Raw genomic sequence first — 11,759 nt, forward strand, 5'->3', positions numbered from 1 at the left:
TGCTCACCACTCCAGAGAACCGGCCGCGCGCACGTTTCCGCCCCAGACGCCGACGCGCTCGAACTCACTGGCCTCCACGCACTGCACCCGCACCGGGCAGGACCGGCAGCGGTAGCCCGCGGCCTCGCGTTCGGAGCGGATGTTGCTCGTCCATAGCTGCGGCGTGACTTCGCACGGCACCTGCCGATCCGCGCTCCGGACGGCGCGCAAGGCGTCGTGCAGTCGCCGTCGTGCGCCTTCTGCCTCGATCGAGTCGCTAGGCATGGGTCCAACTCCCTCCGCGGGTGCCGCCGGGTTCGAGCCCCGGCGCGCGCCGTGCGTGTACCCGGCACGGGCCGGGTTGAATCACGGGGCGGGCATCGGATTCCCGCCGGTGGGCGGACCGTTCGGGGGAGGGCCGGTTCGAGCGGGCGCGTGGGGGATCATGACGGGGTGAATCCCACGGCCGCGTTCGCGAGCACCTTGGTCGATGAGCTGGTCCGCCACGGGATCCGCGACGCCGTCCTGTCGCCAGGGTCGCGCTCCGCACCGCTGGCGTACGCGCTGCAGGAGGCCGACCGTGCCGGACGGCTGCGGCTGCACGTGCGGGTCGACGAGCGGACGGCGGCGTTCCTGGCGCTCGGCCTGGCCAAGACCACCCGCGTGCCCGTGCCTGTCGTCGTCACCAGCGGCACGGCCGTGGCCAACCTGCATCCCGCGGTGCTCGAGGCCTCGCACGCCCAGGTGCCGATGCTGATCCTGTCGGCGGACCGGCCGCCCGAGCTGCGCGGCACCGGCGCCAACCAGACCACCGATCAGGTGCGCATCTTCGGTGGCGCGACACGCTGGTTCCACGACCTGGGGACGCCCGACGAACGACCCGGGCAGGGCGATCTCTGGCGATCCGTCACCTCACGCGCGGTCGCCATCTCTCGCGGCCTGCCGTCCGGGGACGCCGGCCCCGTGCATCTCAACATGCCGCTCCGGGCACCGCTGGTCCCCACCGGCGGCGACGAGTGGATCGACTCCCTGGAGGGCCGTCCCGGCGGCGCGCCGTGGTCCGTGACGACCCCGGCAGCCCCCGACGGCGGCGACACGATCGCGGCGGTGCCGCGCACGTTGGCGGTGCTCGGCCACCTCCCCGATCCCGCGCAGGCCGCACGCTTCACCCGATTCGCCGAATCGGCCGGATGGCCGCTGCTGGCAGAGCCGTTCGGCACCTTCGACAGCTCGCGGACCCTGCCGCACGGACCGCTGCTGTTGCAGGCCACGGACTGGGTGCGAGCGCATCTGCCCGATCGCGTCCTGGTCGGCGGTCGCGTGACCCTGGACCGCGGCGTCGCCCAGTTGCTGCGCCACCCGGACGTCGAGGTGGAGGTGGTCGCACCCGGCGGGGTGTGGGCCGACCCGTCGCACGCCGCGCGTCGCGTGCACGCGTGGGGAGCACTGGACGCCGGTCACGGGTCGGTCGCCGGTTGTGCCGACCGGGTGTGGGCCGACGCCTGGATGTCGGCCGGCGAACTGCTCGCCACAGAAGCGGGACCGGTCATCGACCGATCGTGGCCGAGCGGTCTGGCGGCGGCACGGGTGATCGCCCACGCCCTGCCGGAGGGGTCCGGGTTCTTCGTCGGGTCCTCGAGCGCGGCCCGCTACCTGGACCTGGCCCGAGACTCCCGCGAGGTGGCCCGTGACGTGGTGTCCGTCGCCAACCGCGGACTCGCCGGAATCGACGGATCGGTCTCCAGCGCCATCGGATTCGCACTCACCCGCGGCGGCCGACCGTCGTACGCCGTGCTCGGCGACCTGACCTTCGCCCACGACGCCAACGGGCTGCTCATCGGCCGCGGCGAGCCGCGACCGGACCTGACGATCGTGGTGCTCAACGACGACGGCGGGGGCATCTTCGGCACGCTGGAGCCGGGTGCCGGCGCCTCCGGCGACTCCCTCGCCGGTGTCGACGCGTCGTACGAACGCGTCTTCGGCACGCCTACGGGGGTGTCGATCGCGACGCTCTGCGCGGCGTACGGCGTGCCGTGGGAGCTGGTCGACGACGCGGACGGTCTGGCCGAGCGGATCGGCAACCCCGGCGCAGGGATTCGCGTCGTCGAGGTGCACTTCGATCGTGCGCAGCAACGTGCCCTGCAGGAGCGGCTCTTCGAGGTGGCAGCCGATGTACTCCCCTGAACACAACCGGGTCGACGAGCAGGAGGCGCGCGACTTCGTGGCGGCCGCCGCTGCCGGCACGCTGATCACGGTGGGCGCCGACGGCACGCCCGACGCGACGTTCGTGCCGCTGCTGTGGGAGGGCGACCGGGTGCTCGCGCACCTCGCCCGGGCCGGCGAACAGTGGGCACGGGTGGTCGACGGATCGCAGGCGCTGCTGGTCGTGCAGGGACCGCACCGCTACATCACGCCGAGCTGGTACGTGTCCAAGCGCGAGCACGGCCGCGTGGTGCCGACCTGGAACTACTCCGTCGTGCAGTTGCGCGGCACCGTGCAACTGCACGACGACGCCGCCTGGACCCTCGACATGGTCACCCGGCTCACGCAGGCCCACGAGTCGCCCCGCGAGCGGCCCTGGGCGGTCGACGACGCCCCGGCGAAGTGGGTCGACGGGCGGCTGCGCGCCATCGTCGGCATCGAGATCGCGGTGGAGTCGGTGCAGGCGCGGGCCAAGTGGAGCCAGGATAAGGACGCCGCCGACCGCGCCGGCGTGCTCGAAGGGCTGGCCGGCCAGGGTGACGAGGAGTCAGCCGACCGCGTACGCCGCGGTCGCCTGTGACATCTCGGTTGTCAGCGGATCTCTGGTGTCGGCGCCACGACGACGCTGACAACCGAGGGGGTCAGGCGGGGGTGGCCAGCGCCGCTTCGATGTCGGAGGCGATGTCGGCGGGCTTGGTCGTGGGCCCGTAGCGCTTGATGACCTGGCCGTCGCGACCCACCAGGAACTTGGTGAAGTTCCACTTGATACGGCTGCCGAGCAGGCCGCCCTTCTGTTTGCGCAGCCACTGGTAGAGCGGGTGCGCGCCGTCGCCGTTGACCTCGATCTTGTCGAACATCGGGAAGCTCACGCCGTAGTTGGCCTGGCAGAACTCGCCGATCTGCGCAGCGTCACCGGGATCCTGGGAGTTGAACTGGTTGCAGGGGAAGCCCAGCACGACCAGACCCTCGCTGCCGAACCGCCGCCACAGCGTCTCCAGTCCCTCGAACTGCGGCGTGAAACCGCACTTGCTCGCGGTGTTGACCACCAGCGCCACCTTGCCGTCGTAGAGCGACAGGGGCTGCTCCTGACCGGCGAGGGTGTCGGCGGTGAAGTCGTGCAGTGTGGTCATCGAGGCGTCCTTCGTGAGGGGAGTACAGGGGCTTGTACGACGTTCGGTGCGGGGACGATCCCGGATGCCGCGGGCGGGGGCCGGGTCAGTCCGCGAGAGCCTCGCGCATCGGCAGCAGCTTGGATTCGGACTCGGCCAACTCGGCGTCCGGCTCGGAGCCGGCCACGATCCCGCAGCCTGCGTAGAGCCGCATCCGGGTGGGATCGTCCGGGTCGAGCTGTCCGCTGCGCAGGGCGATGCCCCACTCGCCGTCGCCGCTCGCGTCGAGCCATCCGACCGGCCCGGCGTAGCGGCCGCGGTCGAGGTGCTCCAGCGAAGCGATCACCGCCGCTGCGGCGTCGGTGGGCGTGCCGCAGACCGCGGCCGACGGGTGCAGCGACTCGGCCAGTGTGAGCGAGGTGGTGTAGTCCGCGAGCACCCCGACCACGTCGGTCGCCAGGTGCATGACGTTGGGCAGGTGCAGCACGAACGGCGACTCGGGCACGTTCATCGAGGAACAGTGCGGGCGTAGGGCGTCGGCGACCGACCGCACGGCGTACTCGTGCTCCTCGAGGTCCTTCGAGGAGCGCGCGAGCGAGCCGGCGAGCGCCAGGTCGTGCGTGTCGTTGCCGGTGCGCTGGATCGTGCCGGCCAGGACCCGTGAGGTGACCAGGCCCTTCTCACGGCGTACGAGCATCTCCGGGGTGGCGCCGACGAGACCGTCGACGGCGAAGCTCCAGGTGTTCGCGTAGCGGGCCGCGAGGCGGCCGATCAGCCACCGCGGATCGATCGGCGCCTCGGTCTGCGCGATGACGTCGCGGGCCATCACGACCTTGTCGACCTCGCCGGCGAGAATCCCGCGTACGGCGTGCGCGACCGCCTGCGTCCACTGCTCGCCGCTCAGGGCGCCGTCGGCGAACCGGGCCGCACCCGGTCCGATCGGTGCGGGGGCCACAGCGGGTGCCGGGTTGGGTTCGAGGCGGTCGCTGATCCGGGTGACCCACGCGATGCCGCTGCGCCGTCCGATCACGGTCGAGGGCACGATGAGCGACCCGCCGGACGGGGAGTCGGGTGCGAAGGCGAACGACCCGAACGCCACCAGGCCCGCTCCGGGCAGGTCGACCTCGGAGCGGCAGATCGCACTGGTGGTGACCTCCTGCCACCAGTCGGCCGCGTCCCGGAAGCGCTGCGTCCCGCTGGTGTCGATCTCGGCGGCGCGGCCCCAGCCCACCAGCCCGTCGCCGCTGCGGATCCAGCTGACCACGTCGCGGGATGGCACGCCGTCGGGGATGAGGCGGGCCAGGTCACCGGGGTCCGGGATGCGGGTGGTGCGGACCACCAGATCCGGGATGCCGAAGGGTCCACCGGCCACGAGCGACGTCACGACCGACCACCTTAACCGGGAGGTCGCGCGCGCCTGCAGGCGCCGAGGACGAACGGGCCCCGGCCGTCGCCGCGGGCCCGCTCTCTTCGATCGTGGATCAATTCGCGGTCGGGGCCTGCGGGGTGAGCGGGTTGCCGGCGGGGATGGAACCGCAGCTGCTCGGAGCCTTCAGTCCGGCGAACCGGGCATCCAGCCACGCCAGCGCGGTCGGTGCCCAGAGCGCCGCCGTCGGGATGTGGCTGGTCAGGGGGTACGGCGTCCACTGCACCGAGCTGTTGCCGGTCGAGCAGTACTGGCGCGCGAGGGTGCGCACGTCGCCGGCGATCATCACGCCGTCGCCCTTGCCGATGCCCGGCTTGTCACCGGGGGTGCCCTCCGCCCAGCCGCCCTCGCCCTGCGAGATCGACAGCGGGACGGTCGGCGTGCGCCGCGAGCCCAGGTTGAGCTTGTTGACCACCTTGACGAACTCCGGGATCGAGTTCGGGTCGGCGTACTGCGGCTTGACCAGCTGCTGGTAGGTCAGCCCCGGGTACTGCCCGAGCACGTTCGCGAACGAGGCGTTCTGCAGCTTGGTGAAGACCGCGGCACCGTAGGCACTGAGGTACGGCGACAGGTCCAGCCCGTAGGCCCGCGCAGCGCCGATGATCGCCATCGGTGAGACGCCGGCCCAGAACGACGAGCCACTGACGTACTTCAGGTTGTGCGCGGGGTCCACGAGCAGGCCGCCCTCGGTGGCGCCGATGAGGTTCTTGTTGACGTCGGGGGCGTAGCTGGGTGCGAGCGCAGCCGCCCAGTCGGTGGCGATCGCGCCGCCGGAGTAGCCCAGCAGTCCGACCTCGGCCGACGGGGAGACACCGGTCGCAGAGGAGGCCGTGACCGCCCGGATGGAGTCCAGGGTGTTGGTGCCGTACTCGGGGCCGGCCGCGAAGTCGGCCTTCTGGCCCTGGGTGTCGGCCACGATCACCGGGTACCCCTGGAGCAGCTCCGGGGCTATGAAGAGCGCCTCGGCGTCGTTGACCGCGCCCCCCAGGGAGACGTCGCCCGCGATGGAGCGCGAGGGAGAGTCCTCGGGGTCGAGCGAGTCGTAGAACGACTGATAGGACACGACCTTGTTCGGGTTCGCGGTGACGTCGGGCTCGAGCACGGAGGTCACGTTGGCAGCGGGGCGGCCCTGGGCGTCCGTGGTGCGGTAGAGCAGCTGCACGGCCTTGACGGGGGTGGGAATGCCCGCCACGTGGTAGGAGAGGGTGCGCGTCTTGAGCACGGTTCCCGGTGCGTACGAAGACAACGGCGCCCTGCCGTCGTAGCTGTAGAACCCGTCGGTGCCGCTGGCGTGAGCGCTCGGCATGCTCACGCCGGCCCCTCCCGCGACGGCTGCTGCAGCCACGAGGACGGCGAGGGTTGCTCGGGTCGGACGGCGGGTCTCCATGAACGCTCCAGGTGATCGGTGTCACGCAATGAGCCCGAGGTTACCGCAGGGTAAGTAGACGTGCTACCTGTCGGTAACGTCACGAGGCGCCGTCACAGGACCGGCTCGGCGGTACGGACGACGAGTCGCTCACCGGCGTGCGGAAGGATGCGGGCATGAACCGCGCCAGCCTGGACAAGCAGCCGGCCGACGTCGCCCGGATGTTCGACGACGTCGCCAAGCGCTACGACCTGACCAACGACGTGCTGTCGCTCGGACAGGACCGACGCTGGCGCAAGGTCGTGCTGGGCTCGGTCGATCCGCAGCCGGGCGAGACCGTGCTGGACATCGCCGCCGGGACCGGCACCAGCAGCGTGCCCTTCAAGAACCGCGGCGCCCACGTCGTCCCGGCCGACTTCTCCCTCGGCATGCTGCGCCAGGGGGTGCGCACCTACCCCGATCTCGCGTTCGCCGCCGCCGACGCCATGCGACTGCCCTTCGCGGACGCTGTCTTCGACGCGGTCACGATGTCCTTCGGCCTGCGCAACGTCTCCGACCCGGTCGTCGCGCTGCGGGAGTTCCTGCGGGTGACCAAGCCGGGCGGGCGCCTGGTCGTGTGCGAGTTCTCCACGCCGACCAACCCGGTCTTCCGCAAGGTCTACTCGGAGTACCTGATGCAGGCGCTGCCCAAGATCGCCCGTCGCGTGGGGTCGAACGCCGAGTCCTACGTCTATCTGGCCGAGTCGATCCAGTCCTGGCCGGACCAGGCGGGACTGGCCGGCCTGTTGCAGGACGCGGGCTGGACCAGCGTCGAGTGGCGCAACTCCACCGGCGGCATCGTCGCGATGCACCGCGGGCACAAGACGCCCTGACCGGGTCGTGTACTCCGGTGAGCGCCGTCCTCAGGTGGTTCTTAGGGGGCCCTCAGTTCGCGAACGAACGACGCGGTCGTAGAGTTCAGACGCTCGTGAAAACTGTCACAAGACCTCCCAAGGACGCCCCGTGAGCCAGTCACTGTCGGGCGGCGCGCTCACCACGTCCGCTCCGGAAACCGCCGATGTCATCGTCGTCGGCGCCGGTCCGGGTGGATCGTCGGTCGCCGCCTACCTCGCGATGGCCGGGCTCGACGTCCTGCTGCTGGAGAAGACGCACTTCCCGCGGGAGAAGGTCTGCGGCGACGGACTCACTCCGCGCGCGGTGCGCGAGCTCGTCAGCCTGGGCATCCCGATGCCCGAGGACGACGGCTGGATCAAGAACAAGGGCCTGCGGATCATCGGCGGCGGCATGCGCCTGCAGCTGGACTGGCCCGACAACGCGAGCTTCCCGCCGTACGGCCTGGTGCGCACCCGCCAGGACTTCGACGACATCCTGGCCCGGCACGCGGTCAAGCAGGGCGCGCAGCTGCGACAGGGCGTGAACGTCGTCGCACCGGTCCGCGGCGCGAACGGGCACATCGTCGGGGTCGAGGCCAAGGAGATGGGCGTCGACGGGCGCGCCACCGGCGCCACCATGAGCTACCGCGCGCCGCTGGTCATCGCCGCGGACGGCAACTCCAGCCGCCTCTCGCTGGCAATGGGCCGCGAGAAGCGCGAGGACCGCCCGATGGGCGTGGCCGTCCGCGCGTACTACACCAGCCCCCGGCACGACGACGACTACCTGGAGTCCTGGCTGGAGCTGTGGTCCAAGGACGCGCAGGGCAAGCGCGTGCTGCTGCCCGGTTACGGCTGGATCTTCGGCGTCGGCGACGGCACCTCCAACGTGGGCCTCGGCATCCTCAACACCTCCTCGGCGTTCGGCAAGACCGACTACAAAGAGGTCATGCGGCAGTGGGTCGCCACCATGCCGGAGGAGTGGACCTACAACGAGGAGACCATCACCGGCCCCATCAAGGGGGCCGCGCTGCCGATGGGCTTCAACCGCCAGCCGCACTACGCCGACGGGCTGCTGCTGGTCGGCGACGCCGGCGGGATGGTCAACCCGTTCAACGGCGAGGGCATCGCGTATGCGATGGAATCGGCCCGTCTCGCCGCGGAAGTGGTGGCCCAGGCGTTCGCCCGCACCGACGACGCGAGTCGCGAGCGCGTGCTCCTCAGCTACCCGCAGGTGATGCGTGACGCGCTCGGCGGCTACTACACGCTGGGCCGGATGTTCGCCAAGATGATCGGCAACCCCGACGTCATGCGACTGGCGGTCAAGTACGGCCTGCCGCGCAAGACGATGATGCAGTTCCTGCTGAAGGTGATGGCCAACCTGGGGGACACCACGGGTGGCCGGATCGACGACAGGGCCCTCGCCCTGCTGTCCCGGATGACACCGGCGGCATGATGGACCCCAGTGCGCCCGTCGTCGGGTGGATCGGTCGTAACCTCGGGCTGGCCCGGGACTTGGTGAAGGAGCCCGTATGAACCACTACTCCTACTACCCGCTGCTGATCTTCGCCGCCCTCGGCACCGGCTTCGCGGTCTTCTCCGTGCTCGGCGCCGCGGGACTCGCGGGACCCAAGCGCTACAACCGTGCCAAGGCCGACGCCTACGAGTGCGGCATCCAGCCGAGCCCGCACGCCGACGGCGGCGGCCGAGTGCCGATCAAGTACTACCTGACCGCGATGCTCTTCATTGTCTTCGACATCGAGAGCGTCTTCCTCTACCCGTTCGCGGTGAACTTCGACCGGATGGGTCTGTTCGCGCTGGTCGAGATGGTGCTCTTCGTGATCACCGTCTTCGTGGCCTACGCGTACGTGTGGCGTCGCGGTGGCCTCGAGTGGGACTAGCGGGCGCAGCAGACAGCATCCTTGAGACGTCGGGCACGACAATGCGAATCGAAGTGTGAACATGGGTATCGAAGAGAAGCTCCCAGCCGGGTTCCTGCTCAGCACGGTCGAGCAGGTGGCGGGCTACATGCGCAAGGGCTCGGTGTGGCCGGCGACCTTCGGCCTCGCCTGCTGCGCGATCGAGATGATGGCGGTCGGCACCCCCGACTACGACATCGCCCGATTCGGGATGGAGCGCTTCAGCGCCACCCCGCGCCAGGCCGACCTGATGATCGTGGCGGGCCGGGTGAGCCAGAAGATGGCGCCGGTCGTGCGCCAGGTCTACGACCAGATGCCCGAGCCCAAGTGGGTCATCTCGATGGGTGTCTGCGCGAGCTCTGGCGGCATGTTCAACAACTACGCGATCGTGCAGGGTGTGGACCACATCATTCCGGTCGACATCTTCCTGCCGGGCTGTCCGCCCCGCCCGCAGATGCTGCTCAACGCGATCCTGGAGCTGCACAAGCAGATCCAGGGCATGAAATTCGGTGTCAACCGGGTCGCTGCCGCCCGCGCCGCGGAGGCCGCAGCGCTCGAGGCGACGCCCACGCACGCGATGAAGGGGCTATTGGCGTGATGACAGCGAGCGGGTACGCCGGGTTCGCCGCGCTGGAAGGCGCGAATGGAGTGAGCGCGGAATCGCGCCCAGGGGGTACGGCCTGATGAGTGACGACGCGAAGCCGGTCGCCGGCAACCCCGCGACCGGACCGGTGAAGGAGCCGTCCGGCGGCCCCGTCGACCGGACGACGGCCGACCAGGAGGGCGCGGTCCAGCCGCGCGAGCAGCACGACGACGATCCGGTGGTCGTGGCCCAGCGCGAGGGCATGTTCGGCTCGTCGCTCGGCAACGACACGACCGGGTACGGCGGCCTGCAACGGCCGGTGCTCTTCCCGGGCAACACCGAGCGACCGTTCGGCGGCTACTTCGACCTGGTGGCCGACGCGCTGGGCACAGCGTTGCGGGACGTGGACTCGTCGTACGACGCGGCGGTCGAGCGCACCGTGGTCTCGCACGGCGAACTGACGCTGTACGTACGTCGGGAGCACCTGCCCGCGGTCGCCCGCGCACTGCGCGACGAACCCCGGCTGCGCTTCGAGATGTGCCTCAGCGTCTCCGGGGTGCACTACCCGCAGGAGATCGGCGCCGAGCTGCACGCCGTTTACCACTTCCTGTCGATCACCAACAACAGCAGACGCATCCGTATCGAGGTCGGCGTCGCCGACGGCGACCCGCACATCCCCAGCATCGTCTCGACCTACCCCAGTGCCGACTGGCACGAACGCGAGGCCTGGGACATGTTCGGCATCATCTTCGATGGTCACCCCGCTCTCACCCGGATCCTGATGCCGGACGACTGGCCGGGTCACCCGCAACGCAAGGACTACCCGCTGGGCGGAATCCCGGTGGAGTACAAGGGCGCCACCGTGCCGCCCCCGGACACGCGGAGGTCCTACCGATGAGTACCACCACCGAGCAAGACGCCTTCGGCGCGACGACTCCCGACGACGGAGTCGACGACACCACGCCCGTGCTCAACGCGGTCGGCGGCGACTGGGACGACCTGGTCGACGAGGCCGCGGCGCTGCACGAGGAGCGCATCGTGGTCAACATGGGTCCGCAGCACCCGTCGACCCACGGCGTGCTTCGGCTCATCCTCGAACTGGACGGCGAGACCGTCACCGAGGCGCGGGCCGGCATCGGATACCTGCACACGGGCATCGAGAAGAACATGGAGTTCCGCACCTGGACCCAGGGCGTGACCTTCTGCACCCGGATGGACTACCTGGTGCCGATCCACAACGAGACGGCCTACTGCCTCGCGGTGGAGAAGGCGCTCGGCATCACCGATCAGATCCCGGCCCGGGCCAGCGTCATCCGCGTGATGATGATGGAACTGAACCGGATGGGCTCACACCTCGTGGCCCTCGCGACCGGCGGCATGGAGATGGGCGCGACCACGGTCATGACCATCGGCTTCCGTGAGCGCGAGCGCATCCTGCAGGTCTTCGAGGCCGTCACCGGACTGCGTATGAACCACGCCTACGTCCGCCCCGGCGGCGTGGCACAGGACATCCCCGCCGGCACCACGGACCAGGTGCGGGCGATGATCCCCGACATCCGGCGCGGCATCGGCGAGCTCGAGGCGTTGATCAACGAGAACCCGATCCTCAAGGGCCGCACCGTCGGCGTCGGATACCTCGACCTCACCGGGTGCATCGCCCTGGGCGCCACCGGTCCGATCCTGCGCGCGGCCGGTCTGCCCTACGACCTGCGCAAGGCCGATCCGTACTGCGGCTACGAGACCTACGACTTCGACATCCCGACGCGCGACACCTGCGACGCCTACGGCCGACTGCGGGTGCGTATCGACGAGATGCACCAGTCGCTGCGGATCGTCGAACAGTGCTTGGAACGCCTCGATGCGGAGCCGGGGCCCGTCATGGTCGCGGACAAGAAGATCGCGTGGCCGGCGCAGCTCTCGGTCGGCTCGGACGGCCAGGGCAACAGCCTTGATCACATCCGCGAGATCATGGGCGAGTCGATGGAGTCGCTCATCCACCACTTCAAGCTGGTGACCGAGGGATTCCGCGTCCCGCCGGGTCAGACGTACGCCGCGATCGAGAGCGCCAAGGGCGAGCTCGGCTGCCACATCGTCTCCGACGGCGCGACCCGTCCCTACCGGGCTCACTTCCGCGACCCGTCGTTCAACAACCTGCAGGCGGTCGCCGTGATGGCGGAAGGCGGCTCGGTCGCCGACGTCATCGTGGCCGTCGCCTCCATCGATCCTGTGATGGGAGGCGTGGACAGATGAGAATCACTGCGGTCCAGGCATATCAGGGTCCCCGCGAAGTATCGGGGGAGCGCAGC

The 11,759-nt window shown here is 70.2% G+C and carries 12 protein-coding genes; 8 read left to right on the plus strand and 4 right to left on the minus strand.

Features of this window, described 5'->3' with window-relative positions; all coding sequences use genetic code 11:
• Nucleotides 1-3: 3 nt before the first annotated feature.
• A complete protein-coding gene (locus JOB34_RS12930; RefSeq protein WP_208053106.1) occupies nt 4-264 on the minus strand; it encodes a WhiB family transcriptional regulator in 261 nt (86 codons plus the stop codon).
• A 168-nt stretch (nt 265-432) separates the two neighbouring features.
• Here JOB34_RS12930 and menD point away from each other — a divergent pair, with 168 nt between their 5' ends.
• Complete coding sequence (gene menD, locus JOB34_RS12935) at nt 433-2,163, plus strand: 2-succinyl-5-enolpyruvyl-6-hydroxy-3-cyclohexene-1-carboxylic-acid synthase (protein ID WP_208053107.1); 1,731 nt, start codon at nt 433-435, stop codon at nt 2,161-2,163.
• Nucleotides 2,150-2,761, plus strand: a complete 612-nt coding sequence (locus tag JOB34_RS12940) for an FMN-binding negative transcriptional regulator (protein WP_208053108.1) — start codon at nt 2,150-2,152, stop codon at nt 2,759-2,761. The genes menD and JOB34_RS12940 overlap by 14 nt, the downstream gene beginning before the upstream one ends.
• Before the next feature lie 61 nt (nt 2,762-2,822).
• On the opposite strand, the gene JOB34_RS12945 is transcribed toward JOB34_RS12940, so the two are convergent.
• The 3 genes from JOB34_RS12945 to JOB34_RS12955 all read right to left on the minus strand — a co-directional run bounded on the left by JOB34_RS12945 (nt 2,823) and on the right by JOB34_RS12955 (nt 6,103).
• Nucleotides 2,823-3,311 carry a glutathione peroxidase gene (locus tag JOB34_RS12945; protein ID WP_208053109.1) on the minus strand — a complete coding sequence of 163 codons (489 nt, stop codon included), beginning with the start codon at nt 3,309-3,311 and terminating at the stop codon, nt 2,823-2,825.
• An 85-nt stretch (nt 3,312-3,396) separates the two neighbouring features.
• Nucleotides 3,397-4,674, minus strand: a complete 1,278-nt coding sequence (locus JOB34_RS12950; RefSeq protein WP_208053110.1) for an isochorismate synthase — start codon at nt 4,672-4,674, stop codon at nt 3,397-3,399.
• A gap of 97 nt (nt 4,675-4,771) precedes the next feature.
• Nucleotides 4,772-6,103, minus strand: a complete 1,332-nt coding sequence (locus tag JOB34_RS12955) for a lipase family protein (protein WP_243758090.1) — start codon at nt 6,101-6,103, stop codon at nt 4,772-4,774.
• 155 nt (nt 6,104-6,258) lie between these two features.
• On the opposite strand from JOB34_RS12955, the gene JOB34_RS12960 reads away from it, so the two are divergent.
• The 6 genes from JOB34_RS12960 to JOB34_RS12985 all read left to right on the plus strand — a co-directional run bounded on the left by JOB34_RS12960 (nt 6,259) and on the right by JOB34_RS12985 (nt 11,703).
• Nucleotides 6,259-6,954 carry a demethylmenaquinone methyltransferase gene (locus JOB34_RS12960; RefSeq protein ID WP_208053111.1) on the plus strand — a complete coding sequence of 232 codons (696 nt, stop codon included), beginning with the start codon at nt 6,259-6,261 and terminating at the stop codon, nt 6,952-6,954.
• Nucleotides 6,955-7,084: 130 nt separating this feature from the next.
• Nucleotides 7,085-8,407, plus strand: a complete 1,323-nt coding sequence (locus JOB34_RS12965; protein WP_343048544.1) for a geranylgeranyl reductase family protein — start codon at nt 7,085-7,087, stop codon at nt 8,405-8,407.
• A gap of 76 nt (nt 8,408-8,483) precedes the next feature.
• On the plus strand, nt 8,484-8,852 hold the full coding sequence (locus tag JOB34_RS12970; protein ID WP_179482807.1) for an NADH-quinone oxidoreductase subunit A: 369 nt from the start codon (nt 8,484-8,486) through the stop codon (nt 8,850-8,852).
• A gap of 61 nt (nt 8,853-8,913) precedes the next feature.
• Entirely contained in the window at nt 8,914-9,468 is a 555-nt protein-coding gene (locus JOB34_RS12975; protein WP_179482805.1) for an NADH-quinone oxidoreductase subunit B, read from the plus strand.
• 85 nt (nt 9,469-9,553) lie between these two features.
• Nucleotides 9,554-10,351, plus strand: a complete 798-nt coding sequence (locus JOB34_RS12980) for an NADH-quinone oxidoreductase subunit C (protein WP_208053112.1) — start codon at nt 9,554-9,556, stop codon at nt 10,349-10,351.
• Nucleotides 10,348-11,703 (plus strand): NADH-quinone oxidoreductase subunit D, encoded by a 1,356-nt coding sequence (locus tag JOB34_RS12985; protein WP_208053113.1) that lies wholly within the window; start codon nt 10,348-10,350, stop codon nt 11,701-11,703. Before JOB34_RS12980 ends, JOB34_RS12985 begins: the two co-directional genes overlap by 4 nt.
• Nucleotides 11,704-11,759: the final 56 nt, after the last annotated feature.

The organism is Allobranchiibius sp. GilTou38 (assembly GCF_017565325.1).
In the GTDB taxonomy this organism is placed as follows: Bacteria; Actinomycetota; Actinomycetes; order Actinomycetales; family Dermatophilaceae; genus Allobranchiibius; species Allobranchiibius huperziae.